Source organism: Streptomyces sp. NPDC047042, from assembly GCF_040644035.1.
Classification (GTDB): Bacteria; Actinomycetota; Actinomycetes; order Streptomycetales; family Streptomycetaceae; genus Streptomyces.
In genome coordinates this window covers 36,930-50,669 of record NZ_JBEYVP010000021.1, presented here as the reverse complement: position 1 = coordinate 50,669, position 13,740 = coordinate 36,930, and the positions used below count along the sequence as shown (strand labels likewise).

General features: G+C 68.7%; 18 protein-coding genes and 1 pseudogene. 14 read left to right on the top strand and 5 right to left on the bottom strand.

What is annotated here, in order from left to right; genetic code table 11:
* Nucleotides 1-5: 5 nt before the first annotated feature.
* Entirely contained in the window at nt 6-377 is a 372-nt protein-coding gene (locus tag ABZ855_RS24750) for a WhiB family transcriptional regulator (protein ID WP_319213410.1), read from the top strand.
* A gap of 174 nt (nt 378-551) precedes the next feature.
* Here the strand turns inward: ABZ855_RS24750 and glpX are convergent, their stop codons facing one another.
* Nucleotides 552-1,586, bottom strand: a complete 1,035-nt coding sequence (gene glpX, locus ABZ855_RS24745) for a class II fructose-bisphosphatase (protein WP_360810229.1) — start codon at nt 1,584-1,586, stop codon at nt 552-554.
* Nucleotides 1,587-1,713: 127 nt separating this feature from the next.
* Here glpX and ABZ855_RS24740 point away from each other — a divergent pair, with 127 nt between their 5' ends.
* The gene (locus ABZ855_RS24740) at nt 1,714-2,244 is read left to right on the top strand and encodes a DUF4245 domain-containing protein (protein ID WP_360810227.1); all 531 of its coding nucleotides are present in this window, start codon (nt 1,714-1,716) and stop codon (nt 2,242-2,244) included.
* A 90-nt stretch (nt 2,245-2,334) separates the two neighbouring features.
* Here the strand turns inward: ABZ855_RS24740 and ABZ855_RS24735 are convergent, their stop codons facing one another.
* From ABZ855_RS24735 to xseA, 3 genes are all read right to left on the bottom strand, one after another.
* Complete coding sequence (locus tag ABZ855_RS24735) at nt 2,335-2,925, bottom strand: malonic semialdehyde reductase (RefSeq protein ID WP_360810225.1); 591 nt, start codon at nt 2,923-2,925, stop codon at nt 2,335-2,337.
* A gap of 148 nt (nt 2,926-3,073) precedes the next feature.
* Nucleotides 3,074-3,313 carry an exodeoxyribonuclease VII small subunit gene (locus ABZ855_RS24730; RefSeq protein WP_360810223.1) on the bottom strand — a complete coding sequence of 80 codons (240 nt, stop codon included), beginning with the start codon at nt 3,311-3,313 and terminating at the stop codon, nt 3,074-3,076.
* A gap of 9 nt (nt 3,314-3,322) precedes the next feature.
* Nucleotides 3,323-4,531 carry an exodeoxyribonuclease VII large subunit gene (xseA, locus tag ABZ855_RS24725; protein WP_360810221.1) on the bottom strand — a complete coding sequence of 403 codons (1,209 nt, stop codon included), beginning with the start codon at nt 4,529-4,531 and terminating at the stop codon, nt 3,323-3,325.
* 227 nt (nt 4,532-4,758) lie between these two features.
* On the opposite strand from xseA, the gene ABZ855_RS24720 reads away from it, so the two are divergent.
* Nucleotides 4,759-5,793 (top strand): 4-hydroxy-3-methylbut-2-enyl diphosphate reductase, encoded by a 1,035-nt coding sequence (locus ABZ855_RS24720; protein ID WP_360810219.1) that lies wholly within the window; start codon nt 4,759-4,761, stop codon nt 5,791-5,793.
* A 29-nt stretch (nt 5,794-5,822) separates the two neighbouring features.
* Nucleotides 5,823-6,569 (top strand): polyphosphate--glucose phosphotransferase, encoded by a 747-nt coding sequence (gene ppgK / locus ABZ855_RS24715; RefSeq protein WP_360810217.1) that lies wholly within the window; start codon nt 5,823-5,825, stop codon nt 6,567-6,569.
* A gap of 80 nt (nt 6,570-6,649) precedes the next feature.
* Here ppgK and ABZ855_RS24710 read toward each other — a convergent pair whose 3' ends face one another.
* Nucleotides 6,650-7,216 carry a DUF6542 domain-containing protein gene (locus ABZ855_RS24710; RefSeq protein WP_360810215.1) on the bottom strand — a complete coding sequence of 189 codons (567 nt, stop codon included), beginning with the start codon at nt 7,214-7,216 and terminating at the stop codon, nt 6,650-6,652.
* A gap of 188 nt (nt 7,217-7,404) precedes the next feature.
* Between ABZ855_RS24710 and ychF the strand changes: the two genes are divergently transcribed.
* The 10 genes and pseudogenes from ychF (at nt 7,405) to ABZ855_RS24660 (ending at nt 13,675) form a co-directional block, all read left to right on the top strand.
* On the top strand, nt 7,405-8,493 hold the full coding sequence (ychF, locus tag ABZ855_RS24705; protein ID WP_319213401.1) for a redox-regulated ATPase YchF: 1,089 nt from the start codon (nt 7,405-7,407) through the stop codon (nt 8,491-8,493).
* A gap of 551 nt (nt 8,494-9,044) precedes the next feature.
* A complete protein-coding gene (locus ABZ855_RS24700) occupies nt 9,045-9,932 on the top strand; it encodes a helix-turn-helix transcriptional regulator (RefSeq protein ID WP_360810213.1) in 888 nt (295 codons plus the stop codon).
* A 214-nt stretch (nt 9,933-10,146) separates the two neighbouring features.
* Nucleotides 10,147-10,380: pseudogene (locus ABZ855_RS24695) on the top strand (aldo/keto reductase); the annotation flags it as partial.
* Nucleotides 10,380-10,706 carry a hypothetical protein gene (locus ABZ855_RS24690; RefSeq protein WP_360810211.1) on the top strand — a complete coding sequence of 109 codons (327 nt, stop codon included), beginning with the start codon at nt 10,380-10,382 and terminating at the stop codon, nt 10,704-10,706. The pseudogene ABZ855_RS24695 and the gene ABZ855_RS24690, both read left to right, overlap by 1 nt.
* Nucleotides 10,707-10,747: 41 nt before the next feature.
* Complete coding sequence (locus tag ABZ855_RS24685) at nt 10,748-11,077, top strand: carboxymuconolactone decarboxylase family protein (protein ID WP_360810209.1); 330 nt, start codon at nt 10,748-10,750, stop codon at nt 11,075-11,077.
* 137 nt (nt 11,078-11,214) lie between these two features.
* Nucleotides 11,215-12,195 carry an aldo/keto reductase gene (locus tag ABZ855_RS24680; RefSeq protein WP_360810207.1) on the top strand — a complete coding sequence of 327 codons (981 nt, stop codon included), beginning with the start codon at nt 11,215-11,217 and terminating at the stop codon, nt 12,193-12,195.
* Nucleotides 12,196-12,277: 82 nt separating this feature from the next.
* Entirely contained in the window at nt 12,278-12,511 is a 234-nt protein-coding gene (locus ABZ855_RS24675; RefSeq protein ID WP_360810205.1) for an SDR family NAD(P)-dependent oxidoreductase, read from the top strand.
* Nucleotides 12,508-12,939, top strand: a complete 432-nt coding sequence (locus ABZ855_RS24670; protein WP_360810203.1) for an SDR family oxidoreductase — start codon at nt 12,508-12,510, stop codon at nt 12,937-12,939. The genes ABZ855_RS24675 and ABZ855_RS24670 overlap by 4 nt, the downstream gene beginning before the upstream one ends.
* A 13-nt stretch (nt 12,940-12,952) precedes the next feature.
* Complete coding sequence (locus tag ABZ855_RS24665) at nt 12,953-13,114, top strand: hypothetical protein (RefSeq protein WP_360810201.1); 162 nt, start codon at nt 12,953-12,955, stop codon at nt 13,112-13,114.
* The gene (locus tag ABZ855_RS24660) at nt 13,115-13,675 is read left to right on the top strand and encodes an SDR family NAD(P)-dependent oxidoreductase (RefSeq protein WP_360810199.1); all 561 of its coding nucleotides are present in this window, start codon (nt 13,115-13,117) and stop codon (nt 13,673-13,675) included.
* Nucleotides 13,676-13,740 lie beyond the last annotated feature (65 nt).

The following is a 13,740-nucleotide window of genomic DNA, read 5'->3' as shown; positions in this document are numbered from 1 at the left end:
AGACCGTGCTGCAACCGCCGCATTCGTCCCTGCAGGTCGCTGCCGTTCCGCCCCAGCGGGTGCCAGTGCGAGAGAGGGACCAGGACGCCCCGTGGCACACCGAGGCGGTGTGCCGGCGCGACGAGGCGGGTCTCTTCTTCGCCCCTTCCAAGGAACCGACCGCGGCCCGGCTCTCCCGGGAGGAGGCGGCCAAGCGTGTGTGCGGTGGCTGTCCGGTCATGGTCGAGTGCCGCGAACACGCCCTGCTGCAACCCGAGCCGTACGGCGTCTGGGGCGGCCTGACCGCCGCCGAGCGCCGCGTGGTCCTGGCCAGGCGGCGCCGCCGCGAAATGGAGCTCAAGAAGACGGCCCACGGCACGATAGCCGCGGCCGGCTGACCTCACAGGGCCACATACACATAGATGGCCATGGGAAGGGGGCCCCTCTCCGCACAGAGGGCGCCCCCTTACCGCCTGATAGGGGCGCGGGGAACTGCGCGACAAGCCACAGCGAACCCGCACCCACCCACAAACTCCAAGTTCCCCCGCACCGGGTTACTTGGCGCACCAGGGTTACTTGGCGCGATCGAAGTCAATCGCGCTGTAAGCCCTCAGCTTGCTGAGCCGATGCTCGGACGAAATCTGCCGCACCGTCCCCGACTTCGACCGCATCACGATCGACTCCGTCGTAGCCGTCTCCGACCGGTAGCGAACCCCGCGCAACAACTCACCGTCGGTGATCCCGGTCGCGACGAAGAACACGTTCTCCCCGGAGACCAGGTCGTCGGTCGTCAGCACGCGGTCGAGGTCGTGCCCCGCGTCCACCGCCCGCTGCCGCTCGGCGTCGTCCTTGGGCCACAGCTTGCCCTGGATGGTGCCGCCGAGGCACTTCACGGCGCAGGCCGAGATGATGCCCTCGGGCGTACCGCCGATGCCCAGCAGCAGATCGACGCCGGTGCCCTCGCGCAGGGCGAGGATGGAACCGGCCACGTCGCCGTCGGAGATCAGCTTCATGCGGGCGCCGGTTTCCCGGATCTCCTTGATGATGCCGACGTGGCGCGGCCGGTCGAGGATGACGACGGTGACGTCCTCGGGGGTGACGCGCTTGGCCTTGGCGACCCGGCGGATGTTCACGGCGACGGGCGCGTTGATGTCGACGAAGTCGGCGGCGTCCGGGCCGGTGACCAGCTTGTCCATGTAGAAGACGGCGGACGGGTCGAACATCGACCCGCGGTCCGCCGCCGCGAGGACCGCGATGGCGTTGGTCATGCCGTTGGCGGTCAGGGTCGTACCGTCGATGGGGTCGACGGCGATGTCGCACTCGGGCCCCGTCCCGTCGCCGACCTGCTCCCCGTTGAAGAGCATGGGTGCCTCGTCCTTCTCGCCCTCACCGATGACGACGACGCCGTTCATCGAGACGGTCGAGACGAGGGTGCGCATGGCGCGCACCGCGGCACCGTCGGCGCCGTTCTTGTCGCCGCGGCCGACCCAACGGCCCGCGGCCATCGCGGCGGCCTCGGTCACCCGGACGAGTTCCAGGGCGAGGTTGCGGTCGGGAGCCTCGGAGGGGACTTCGAGTTCGGGCGGCAGATCGTGATGCTCGGTCATCGAGACGCACCTTTCTGATACGGCGACGGCCGGATGAGGGTGTTGGCCCCGACTCTATCGTTAGGCAGACAAAATGAGCAGGGGGCCCCACGGATGAGCGGCCGGTGCACCTGCGACGATAGGGGGCGTGGCAGGTTCGAACGGCAAGAACGGCAAGCAGAAGACGGTCAGGGACATGATTCTCTCCCTGGGCGTCATCAGTCTCGCGGCGGGAGTCATCTATCTCTTCCTCCCGCACGACGACTCCGCTCCCGACCTCAAACGGGTCGACTACCGCGTCGAGTTGCTGACGGCTCGCCGCGCCGCGAGCTATCCGGTGGCCGCGCCCCAGGGCCTGTCGGCCGACTGGAAGGCGACCTCGGTGCGCTTCTCGGGGGCGAACTTCGACGCGTGGCACCTCGGTTTCCACGACGCCGAGGGCGACTACGTGGCGGTGGAGCAGTCCGCGCAGAAGCCGTCCGTCTTCATCGGCGAGGCGACGCAGGGCGCCCGCGAGACGAAGGTCACCCAGCGGATAGGGGACGCGACGTGGACGCGGTACGAGGGCGGGCAGTACGACGCGCTCGTCCTGCGTGAGAAGGGCTCCACGACGGTGGTGACGGGCACGGCGTCGTTCGACCGCCTGACGAAGATGGCCCAGGCCCTGCGGACGACGTAAATACCAGGCGAACGCGACTGAGGCCCCCGGCAGGAGCCGGGGGCCTCAGTCGCACTCACACGTGATGATGTCTCACACCGTGACGGTGTCTCAGACGGTGGTGATGACGTCGTCGTAGGCGAGACGCGGGGAGCGCGGGTACCAGGCGTCGGCGCCCGGCTTGCCGATGTTGACGACCATCAGGGGGGTGTGGTCGTCGTCCAGGAACTCCTTCTGGATGCCCGCGAGGTCGGCACCGGTCATCGGGCCGGCGGCGAGACCGGCGGCGCGCACGCCGATGATGAAGTAGGCGGCCTGGAGGGCGGCGTTCAGCCCAGCGGCGCTCTCACGGGCGGAACGCTCGCTGAAGAAGAGGTCCTTGGCCTGGGGGAAGGCCGGGAGCAGGGTCGGCAGCTCCTCGTGGAACTCGTTGTCGGCGGAGAGGATCGCGACCACGGGCGCGGTGGCGGTCTTCGCCTGGTTGCCCTCGGCCATGTGCTGCACGAGGCGCTCGCGGGCCTCGGCGGAGCGGACCAGCGTGATGCGCAGGGGGGTCTGGTTGAAGGCGGTGGGGCCGTACTTGACCAGGTCGTAGATCGCCTGGATCTGCTCGTCCGACACCGGCTCGTCGGTGAAGGTGTTCGCGGTACGGGCCTCGCGGAACAGCAGGTCCTGGGCGGCGGGGTCAAGAACGAGGGACATGGCAAACCTTCTGTAGACGTACGTCGGATCCGGCGGGATCGGCTGACGAAGTCGACAGTACAAAGATGAAGTTCAAAGTTCAACAAATGCCAGGGGATGGTGACCCGCTTCACAAACACAGGAAGAAGGGAAGGGGGAGGGGAGGGGGCTACCCCTCCTCGCCACCCTCCCCCGCCTCCTCCGCATCCTCTCCGGCGAGCGCCGCGTCGAGCCGCTTGCGGGCCCCCTCCAGCCACTGCCGGCACACCTTGGCGAGCTCCTCGCCGCGCTCCCAGAGGGCGAGGGACTCCTCCAGCGTCGTACCGCCGACCTCCAGTCGCCGTACGACCTCGATCAGCTCGTCCCGCGCCTGCTCGTAGCCGAGCGCCTCACTTACGTTGCTGGTCATGCGCCCACCCTAGACATCGGCTCGGACAGTGAACTCACCCTCGGCGACCCGCGCCCGCAACGCCTCACCGGCCGCCACCTCACCCGGATCCCGGACCACGTGCCCGTCGGCGTGTTGCAGCACCGCGTACCCCCGCCGCAGGGTCGCGGCGGGGGAGAGGCCCACCACGCGCGCGTGGGTGTGGGACAGCTCGGAGTCGGCGCGGTCGAGGAGATGACCCAGGGTGCGCCGCGCCCGGTCGGCGAGAGAGGCGACCTGGTCGGCCCGCTCGTCGATCATCCGGTGCGGGTCCTCCATGACGGGCCGCGCGAGGGCGTGCGCGAGCCCGCGCTCCTCCCGCTCGACGAAGGCGTGGGCGCACCGCCGGGCCCGGTCGAGCAGCAGCCGCACACGCTCGTACTCCTCGCCCACATCCGGTACGACCTTCTTGGCGGCGTCGGTGGGTGTGGAGGCCCGCAGATCCGCCACGAAGTCGAGCAGCGGCTGGTCGGGCTCGTGCCCGATGGCGGAGACGACGGGCGTACGGCAGGCGGCGACCGCGCGGACGAGTTGCTCGTCGGAGAAGGGCAGCAGATCCTCCACGCTCCCGCCGCCGCGAGCCACGACGATCACATCCACCTCCTCGAGATCGTCCAGCTCCTTCACCGCCTGGACGACCTGCGACACCGCGTGCACGCCCTGCACGGCGACGTTGCGCACCTCGAAACGGACGGCCGGCCAGCGACGGCGGGCGTTCTCCAGGACGTCCCGCTCGGCGGCGGACGCCCGTCCGCACACGAGCCCGATGAGGTGGGGCAGAAAGGGCAGCGTCTTCTTCCGGTCGGCGGCGAACAGGCCCTCACCGGCGAGAGCCTTCTTCAACTGCTCCAGCCGGACGAGCAGTTCCCCGATCCCCACCGGCCGTATCTCGGTGGCCCGCAGCGACAACTGCCCCCGGGGCGCGTACCACTCGGGCTTCGCGAGTACGACGACGCGGGCTCCCTCGCTCACCACGTCGGCGACGGCGTCGAACACCTGGCGATAACAGGTGACGGCGACGGAGATGTCGTGCGAGGGATCACGCAGCGTCAGAAACACCACACCGGCACCCGGCCGACGCGACAACTGGGTGATCTGCCCCTCCACCCACACGGCACCGAGCCGCTCGATCCACCCCCCGATGAGCCGCGACACCTCACCGACAGGCAGCGGAGCATCAGCGGACGTATTGAGACCCATACCGCGAGACTAACGGCCACCACCGACAACGCCCGGCGCCCACCTCCAGCCCGTCCCGCACTTTCAGGCACCGGCCCGCATTTCCAGCCCGTCCGGCGTTTGAGGACAAGGCCCGTTCAGGGCCGTAGGGGGGTCTGGGGGTGCAGCCCCCAGGGACAGGATGGGACGGGTAGGGGCGGCGGGGGCGAAATACACCCAATCACCGCCACCCCGACCCCGGCCTTACGATGGTTCACATGACCGCTTCGCCTCGCCGCCGTGTCCTGCTCGCCGCCCCCCGAGGCTACTGCGCGGGCGTGGACCGCGCCGTGATCGCCGTCGAGAAGGCCCTGGAACAGTACGGGGCCCCCATCTACGTCCGCCACGAGATCGTCCACAACAAATACGTCGTACAGACCCTCGAGAAGAAGGGCGCGATCTTCGTCGAGCGGACCGCGGAGGTCCCCGAGGGATCCATCGTCATGTTCTCGGCGCACGGCGTCGCCCCCGTCGTCCACGAGGAGGCCGCCGTCGGCAAACTCGCGACCATCGACGCGACCTGCCCCCTCGTCACCAAGGTCCACAAGGAAGCCGTCCGCTTCGCGAACGAGGACTACGACATCCTGCTGATCGGCCACGAGGGCCACGAAGAGGTCATCGGCACGTCCGGCGAGGCCCCGGACCACATCACCCTGGTCGACGGCCCGAAGGACGTCGCCAAGGTCGAGGTCCGCGACGAGTCGAAGGTCGTCTGGCTGTCCCAGACCACCCTCTCCGTGGACGAGACGATGGAGACCGTCGACGCCCTCAAGGAGAAGTTCCCGCAGCTGATCTCCCCGCCCAGCGACGACATCTGCTACGCCACCCAGAACCGCCAGCTCGCGGTGAAGCAGATGGGCGAAGAGGCGGAACTGGTGATCGTCGTCGGCTCGAAGAACTCCTCCAACTCGGTCCGGCTGGTCGAGGTCGCGAAGCTCGCCGGCTCCCGCGCGGCATACCTCGTGGACTTCGCCGACGAGATCGACGAGGCGTGGCTCGAGGGCGTGTCGACGGTCGGCGTCACCTCGGGCGCGTCGGTCCCCGAGATCCTGGTCGAGCAGGTCCTGGAGTGGCTGACGCAGCGCGGCTTCGAGGACGTGGAGATCGTCAAGGCGGCCGAGGAGTCCATCACCTTCTCGCTGCCCAAGGAGCTGCGCCGCGACCTGCGCGCGGAGGCGGCGGAGCTGGTGGCCGGCCGTACCGGTACGGCCGTCAAGACGGCTACGCCCCCCTCGGGTGAGTGACTGTCAGTCGTACGCCGTAACGTAGAGCCATGCACATCTTCGGCGTGGACATCGGCGGGTCAGGGATCAAGGGCGCCCCTGTGGATCTGGACAGGGGCGACCTCGCGGAGGAGCGCTTCAAGGTGCTCACCCCGCACCCGGCCACACCCGACGCGGTGGCGGACGGCGTGAAGGAGGTCGTCGGCCACTTCGGCTGGACGGGCCCGGTCGGGATCACCTTCCCGGGCGTGGTCACGGACGGCTCGACGATCCGTACGGCGGCGAACGTCGACAAGAACTGGATCGACACGGACGCGCGCGCGTTGCTGAGCGAGCGGCTGGGCGGCCTCCCGGTGACGGTACTGAACGACGCGGACGCGGCGGGTGTCGCCGAGATGCAGTTCGGCGCGGGCCGCGACCGCAAGGGCACGGTGCTCCTCCTCACCTTCGGTACGGGTATCGGCAGCGCCCTCTTCAGCGAGGGCGTCCTGGTCCCGAACACGGAGCTGGGCCACCTGGAGCTGAACGGCCACGACGCGGAGACCAAGGCGTCCACCAAGGCCAAGGACGACCACGAACTGACGTGGGAGCACTGGGCGCACCGAGTCCAGAAGTACCTGGCGCATGTGGAGATGCTGTTCTCCCCCGACCTGTTCATCATCGGCGGCGGCGTCAGCCGCAAGGCCCAGAAGTTCCTGCCGCTGATCGAGGGGATCAGGGCGGAGATCGTCCCGGCGCAGCTGCAGAACAACGCGGGGATCGTGGGCGCGGCGATGCGGGCGGCCGAGAAGGCGTAACACGTAGCAGGGGGCAAGCGACCTGGGCCGTGGGACCCGGCGCCTCACACGGGCGTACGGGTCCGTCCCGGCCCAGCGGTTCACGCGGGCGTGCGGGTCCGTCCCGGCCGCCGGTTCATCAGGCGGATCTTCCGTACGGTCGCGATGACGCCCGCGACGAGCGTGCCCCCGTACAGCCAGCCGGCCTCGGTGGCGAGGGCGGTGACGACGCCCATCAGGCGGGAGGGGATCCCGTCGCCGTCCGCCAGGGGCAGCACGCCCACGGTGAAGGCGATGGGGACGACGACGGGCGCGGTCACGAGGTCGGCGCCGCGCACCCAGGCCGCGGTCAGCACGCACACCGGCAGGAACAGCACTCCGTACGCCGTCACGGACGCCCCGAACAGCAACTGGTCGAGACAGCCGAGCGCGAACATCACGGCGGCGCAGAACAGGCCGGCGCCGAGACCGGTGAGCCGGGGGTTCGGCATCCGTCGCAGGGTCTGCACGACGGGTGGGACGGGCCGTCCGCCGGTGGCAGCGGGGCGCCGGGATCCGGCGGGCACCTGGCCTGCGGTACGGCCGCCGCGGGGGGCCGGCGGGGCGCCACGTCCGGGCCGGGCCGGGCCGGATTGCTGAGGACGATGTCGGATCCTGTGTTGCTCCACTGGACCAACCTAGGTGGGCCTCCGCACCCGACAGCCCCTCAGACACGCCGACGTACAGACCGACCTACAGACCTTGGCCATCTGTTCGATACGGCGCCGGGCGGGGTCCACGGCAGCCCGTAGACTGAGGGATCGTCTCCACCCTCACACTCTCCTCCACACCCTCCTCTCGTACGGGAAGTCGCAACGTGTCGCTCACGATCGGAATCGTCGGTCTGCCGAATGTCGGCAAGTCGACCATGTTCAACGCCCTGACCAAGAACGACGTGCTGGCGGCCAACTACCCGTTCGCCACGATCGAGCCGAACGTCGGCGTGGTCGGCGTCCCGGACGCGCGCCTCGCGAAGCTGGCCGAGATCTTCGGCTCGCAGAAGATCCTTCCGGCGACCGTCGACTTCGTCGACATCGCGGGCATCGTGAAGGGCGCCTCGGAGGGTGAGGGCCTGGGCAACAAGTTCCTCGCGAACATCCGCGAGTCCGACGCGATCTGCCAGGTCATCCGCGCCTTCCAGGACGAGAACGTCGTACACGTCGACGGCAAGGTCTCGCCGAAGGACGACATCGAGACGATCAACACCGAGCTGATCCTCGCCGACCTCCAGACGATCGAGAAGGTCCTGCCGCGTCTCCAGCGGGAGTCGCGCATCAAGAAGGACATCGGTCCGAAGGTCGCGGCGGTCGAGGCGGCGAAGGAGATCCTGGAGAAGGGCGACACCCTGTTCTCCGCGGGCATCGTCCAGGGCTCCGGCAACGAGGAACTCCTCCACGACCTGCACCTCCTCACCACCAAGCCCTTCCTCTACGTCTTCAACGTCGACGAGGACGAGCTGACCGACGAGGACTTCAAGAACGAGCAGCGCGCCCTGGTCGCCCCCGCCGAGGCGATCTTCCTCAACGCCAAGCTGGAGGCGGACCTCGCCGAGCTGGACGAGGAGGAGGCGATGGAGCTCCTGGAGTCGGTCGGCGTCGAGGAGCCCGGCATGGCGACCCTGGCCCGCGTCGGCTTCGACACCCTGGGCCTGCAGACCTACCTGACGGCAGGCCCCAAGGAATCCCGAGCCTGGACCATCAAGAAGGGCGCCACCGCCCCCGAGGCCGCCGGAGTCATCCACACCGACTTCCAGAAGGGCTTCATCAAGGCGGAGGTCATCTCCTTCGACGACCTGGTGGAAACGGGCTCGGTGGCGGAGGCCCGCGCCAAGGGGAAGGCGCGTATGGAGGGCAAGGAGTATGTGATGCAGGACGGGGATGTGGTGGAGTTCCGCTTCAATGTGTAGCGGGTGACGTAACACCACTTCGCTGATCTGGAAAACATGCAGGTCAGAAGGGGTTCGACTCTTCGGGGGCGGGCCCCTTAATTCTTTCCCGTGCTGGGATGGTGCTGGGATGTTGCTGGGATGGGATGAGAAGTCTCGGCTTCGTCCATGCGCAGGGTGCGGGCGAGTGAGCACAGGACGCTCCCGGAGACGCCTCGCAGGTTCCCGGGTTTCATCCGGGCGTAGTAAACGGTGCTCACGCCGGCGAGCTGGGGACCTCCTCGCGGCGCAGCCCGGGGACGCGGCGCTCACCGCCGAAGACCGTCACACCGGCTCCCTCGGGGCTGATCCGGCCTGGAGCGTGTTGGTTGGTCGGCTGCCTGAGGCACCGCTGTTGCTGGTCGGCTTCCAGGGGGTTTGATGTCCGGAACCGGGCGGATGGTGTTCCTCTGCACTGAACCCCTCTGACCTTCGACTCCGCGCTACCGGAAGGGGCTGGCGCTGGGGGGTACCGCTGTGAGGGGTAATGACAGGGTCTCTCAGCCCGTGTGCGGCGAACCTACCCTGACCTCATGGACAACCGCGCCGAAATCAGTGCGTTTCTGAAGTCCCGTCGTGACAAGATCACGCCCGAGCAGGCCGGTCTGTCCGTGTACGGCCAACGCCGGGTGGCGGGGCTGCGCAGGAACGAGGTCGCGACGCTCGCGGGCGTCAGCGTCGAGTACTACACGCGTCTGGAGCGCGGCAATCTCAGCGGTGTCTCCGACAGCGTCCTGGAGGCGCTGGCCCAGGCTCTGCGGCTCGACGACACGGAGCGCACGCACTTGTACGACCTGGCCCGAGCGGCGAACACGACGCCGGCCCGTGTGCGGCGCCGGACGGCCCGGCCGGCTGTGCGGGCCAGCGTGCAGCGCATCGTTGACGGGATGCCGGGCATGCCGGCGTTCGTGAAGAACCACCGATTCGACATTCTGGTCGCCAATCCGCTCGGTCGCGCACTGTTCTCGGAGATGTACGCCGATCCGGTCTGCGGGGCGAACACCGTGCGGTTCGTGTTCCTCAGCCCCGCGGCCCGGCGGTTCTACGTCGACTGGGAACGCATCGCCAGGGGCGCTGTGGGCGCGCTGCGGATCGAGGCGGGCAAGAACCCCTACGACCGCGAGTTGTCGAACCTGATCGGTGAGCTGTCGACCCGCAGCGACGCCTTCCGCGTGATGTGGGGCGCCCACGACGTACACGTCTTCCATGAGGGGACGAAACGCCTCAGGCATCCGGTCGTCGGCGAGCTGGAGCTCAACTTCGAATCGATGCACCTGCCGGACGGGTCGGGGCTGGTCGTGGCGTTGTACAACGCGGCCCCCGGCTCCGCGGCCGCGGACGCGCTGAACCTGCTGGCGAGCTGGTCCGCCACGGCCGAGGCCGCGGATGTGCAGGCCGCCGAGGCGGACTCCGAGAACTGAACCGACGTCCACAGCCCCGCCTCCTGCGGCTGCCGCCGACAGCAAGGGCGGGGCTGTGGCCTGCGCATATGCCGCTGGGGGTCCCTGCTGTTACCCCTCACAGCGGAGACTCCCTCATCGTGTCCGTTCCCGGTTGCATGGTTGGTGCCCCGCTTTGGGGCCGACCGGTATCGAACCTCGTATCGGTCCGTCCCCGCTCATGCAAGGAACCACCATGACCGGCAAGAGCACGATGATCACGCTGAACAACGGCGTGCGGATGCCTTCGCTCGGCCTGGGCGTCTTCCAGAGCTCGCCGGAGGAGACTGCCACCGCGGTCACGACCGCGCTCCAGCACGGCTACCGACCGATCGACACCGCCGCCGTCTACGGCAACGAGAAGGAGGTCGGTGAGGGCATCGTCGCCTCCGGCGTCGACCGCGGCGAGGTCTTCGTGACCACCAAGGTGTGACGGGCCTGGGCATCACATCGATCGCCACCCCGCTGGCCGTGCGCTTCGGACACTCCTCGCCCGCCCTCGCCGCCGCCTTGACGGTGTCGGCCTTCAACCCGGGGATCGCCCTCGTCTCCTGGCTCGCGGGCACAACCTTGGACACCTCCCTGGGCGTGACCGGACTGGAGGTGGTCGGCGCGGTCATGGCCGGCCTGGGCCTGATTCCCCCGCTCGTCCTCGCCGCGATGCGCGCCACCCGGACCGCCGTGCCTGAAGTGTCCCTGCCCGCCACGGACGAGGAGACCTCGCACGAGGCCCAGGCCCACCGCGAGGCGGCCTGACTCCGGGACACAGATCAAACACATAGAAAGGACTCAACGCCATGGTTGAAGAACAGACCGCCGCGCAGAAGCTGCTCGGCGACTTCGCGCCCGAACTGGTCCGGCTCACCGACGACGTCCTGTTCGGCGAGGTGTGGGCGAGCGAGAGCCTGTCCCAGCGGGACCGCAGCCTGATCACCGTTGCCACCCTGGTCGCCCTCTACCGCGCCGACCAGCTCGCCTTCCACCTGCCGAAGGCGCTGGAGAACGGGGTGACGAAGGACGAGTTGGTCGAGGCCATCACCCACATCGGGTTCTACGCCGGCTGGCCCAATGCGATGTCCGCGATCACACAGCTGAAGAACATCGTCGAGGGCGCCGACGCGAGCTGACCCCGCGCCGACCCGCCGGGAGCAACACCCCATGCGACGACGCGGACTGACCACACGTCCGGCACATCTCACGACCATCAGGCCCCACACCGGCCGCGGCGTTGTCGTCGCTCGTGGCCACTCGAAAGGAGAACGAAATGAAGAAGCGTGAACTGGGAAACAGTGGGCTCGAAGTGTCGTCGATCGGGCTCGGCTGCATGGGAATGACCTTCGGCTACGGCCAGGCCGCGGACCCGGGTGAGGCCATCAAGCTGATCCGGGCGGCCGCCGAGCGCGGTGTGACGCTCTTCGACACCGCGGAGGGGTACGGAGAAGCGAACGAAAGGCTGGTGGGCGAGGCCCTGGCTCCGGTGCGCGACCAGGTCTCGATCGCCACGAAGTTCGGGTTCAAGGACGGAAACCCCACGGCGGGTCTGGACAGTCGGCCGGAGCGGATCCGGCTGGTCGCCGAGCAGTCCCTGCAGCGTCTGGGGACCGACCGCATCGATCTGTTCTACCAGCACCGGGTGGACCCCGACGTGCCGATCGAAGAGGTCGCCGGCACGGTCAAGGACCTCATCCAGGAAGGCAAGGTCAAGCACTTCGGCCTGTCCGAAGCGGGCGCGGACGCCATCCGCAGGGCCCACGCCATCCAGCCGGTCACGGCCCTGCAGAGCGAGTACTCGCTGTGGTGGCGCGAGCCCGAGGAGATCATCCTGCCGACCCTGGAAGAACTGGGCATCGGCTTCGTGCCGTTCAGCCCGCTCGGCAAGGGCTTCCTCACCGGCGCGATCGGTCAGGACACGAAGTTCGAGGCCAACGACATCCGTAACGTGCTGCCGCGCTTCGAGGAAGAGGCGCGTGAGGCCAACCTCGCACTGATCGCGCTGCTGGGTGAGATCGCGGACGCCAAGCAGGCGACCCGGGCTCAGACCGCCATCGCGTGGCTGCTGGCGCAGAAGCCGTGGATCGCACCGATCCCGGGCACGACGAAGCTGCACCGCCTCGAAGAGAACATCGGCGCCGACACGGTGGAACTGACCTCCGAGGACCTCAAGCGCATCGAAGAGGCCGTGGCCCAGGTGCAGATCAAGGGCGAGCGGTACACCGCGGCGCAGCAGAAGACCGTCAACCGGTAAGTCACCAGCTTCGGCCCGTTCCTGACGAAGCGTCGTTCGAGGCGCTTCGTCAGAAAGGCCCTGCCCATCAGGAGAAGTTCACATGGAATCGCAGGCACTCAAGGGGCGGATCGCCCTGGTCACCGGCGGCACGACCGGACTCGGCTTGGGCGCCGCCAAGCGTCTGATCGAAGAGGGAGCCACTGTCTACGTCACAGGCCGGCGCAAGGACGTACTCGACGCCGCCGCGGAGAACCTCGGCCCGTCCGCCACCGCCACCTCGACATACTCTTCGGCAACGCGGGCGGCGGACACGCCACGCCCCTGGCCGAGTTGACCGAGGAACAGATCGACAGCGAGCTCGGCATCAACATCCGCGACGGCGCGTCCATCGTCCTCAACGCGTCGATCACCGCCGACATGGGGCTGCCCGGGTTCGCCGTCTACGCTTCGTCGAAGGCGGCCGTACGCTCCCTGGCCCGCAGCTGGACGACGGACCTCAAGGACCGTGGGATCCGGGTCAACTCGATCAGCCCCGGAGTGGTGCCCACCGAGGGCTACAGCCACGAACAGAAGCTGAGCGACAACGACATCGCCGCCTACGTCGAGCGCGTCGCGAAGGAGATCCCGGCGGGACGCGTAGGGACGGCCGAGGACATCGGCGACGCCCTCGTCTTCCTGGCCTCGGACACCAGCCGCTACATCACGGGCATCGACCTCGTCGTGGACGGCGGCATGACCCGCGTCTACGCCGGCCAGAACTGACGGAGGAATCCACATGACCACGGTCAAGTCGGCAGAGCGCCACATCATCTGCGCCGAGGCCGGATGCCTCTACTACGACCTCTACCAGCAGTCGGACGAGCCCGACACCTTCTACATCGTCGACGCTGGGCCTCGCCCGAAGCCGTCGCGGAACACGCCGCGCACCCGAACGTGAATGGCTCGCATCTTCATCACCGGTTCCACCGACGGCCTCGGCCTGATGGCCGCCCAACTGCTCTTGCGGCAGGGCCACACGGTGGCGCTCCACGCACGCAACGACACCCGGGCCCGCGACGCACACGCCGCGCTCCCGGACAACGCGGGCGTCGCCGTCGGTGACCTCTCCAGCATCGCCCAGACCCGCGATGTTGCCACCCAGGTCAACGACTTGGGCACCTTCGACGCGGTCATCCACAACGCCGGCGTCGGCTACTACGGGCGAGGCAGGGTGGAGACCGAGGACGGCCCCTCGGACGTCTTCGCAGTCAACGTGCTGGCGCCCTACCTCCTCACGGCGCTGATCACCCCGCCCCGACGGCTCGTCTCTCTCAGCTCCGGCATGCACCACAGCGGCGAAGCCACACTGCGGGACCCGCAATGGACGACACGGCCGTGGCAAGGCTCCCACGCGTACCCAGGCCTGGCCGGCGGCCGGCGACGACGCGGCGGCGGTCACCGGCCGCTACTTCCACCACCAGCAGCCCCGCCCTCCGCACCCGGCGACGCAGTCGCTTGAGGTGCAGGACCGGCTGCTGACGTACTGCGCCGATCTCACAGACGTCGAACTGCCCACAGCGGTCT

Coding starts and splice junctions, on each gene's coding strand:
- ABZ855_RS24700 (WP_360810213.1), top strand. CDS start 9,045: ATGGACAACCGCGCCGAAATCAGTGCGTTTCTGAAGTCCCGTCGTGAC.
- ABZ855_RS24730 (WP_360810223.1), bottom strand. CDS start 3,313: ATGACCAGCAACGTAAGTGAGGCGCTCGGCTACGAGCAGGCGCGGGAC.
- xseA (WP_360810221.1), bottom strand. CDS start 4,531: ATGGGTCTCAATACGTCCGCTGATGCTCCGCTGCCTGTCGGTGAGGTG.
- ABZ855_RS24680 (WP_360810207.1), top strand. CDS start 11,215: ATGAAGAAGCGTGAACTGGGAAACAGTGGGCTCGAAGTGTCGTCGATC.
- ABZ855_RS24665 (WP_360810201.1), top strand. CDS start 12,953: ATGACCACGGTCAAGTCGGCAGAGCGCCACATCATCTGCGCCGAGGCC.
- ABZ855_RS24685 (WP_360810209.1), top strand. CDS start 10,748: ATGGTTGAAGAACAGACCGCCGCGCAGAAGCTGCTCGGCGACTTCGCG.
- ABZ855_RS24735 (WP_360810225.1), bottom strand. CDS start 2,925: ATGTCCCTCGTTCTTGACCCCGCCGCCCAGGACCTGCTGTTCCGCGAG.
- ABZ855_RS24660 (WP_360810199.1), top strand. CDS start 13,115: ATGGCTCGCATCTTCATCACCGGTTCCACCGACGGCCTCGGCCTGATG.
- glpX (WP_360810229.1), bottom strand. CDS start 1,586: ATGACCGAGCATCACGATCTGCCGCCCGAACTCGAAGTCCCCTCCGAG.
- ABZ855_RS24720 (WP_360810219.1), top strand. CDS start 4,759: ATGGTTCACATGACCGCTTCGCCTCGCCGCCGTGTCCTGCTCGCCGCC.
- ABZ855_RS24675 (WP_360810205.1), top strand. CDS start 12,278: ATGGAATCGCAGGCACTCAAGGGGCGGATCGCCCTGGTCACCGGCGGC.
- ppgK (WP_360810217.1), top strand. CDS start 5,823: ATGCACATCTTCGGCGTGGACATCGGCGGGTCAGGGATCAAGGGCGCC.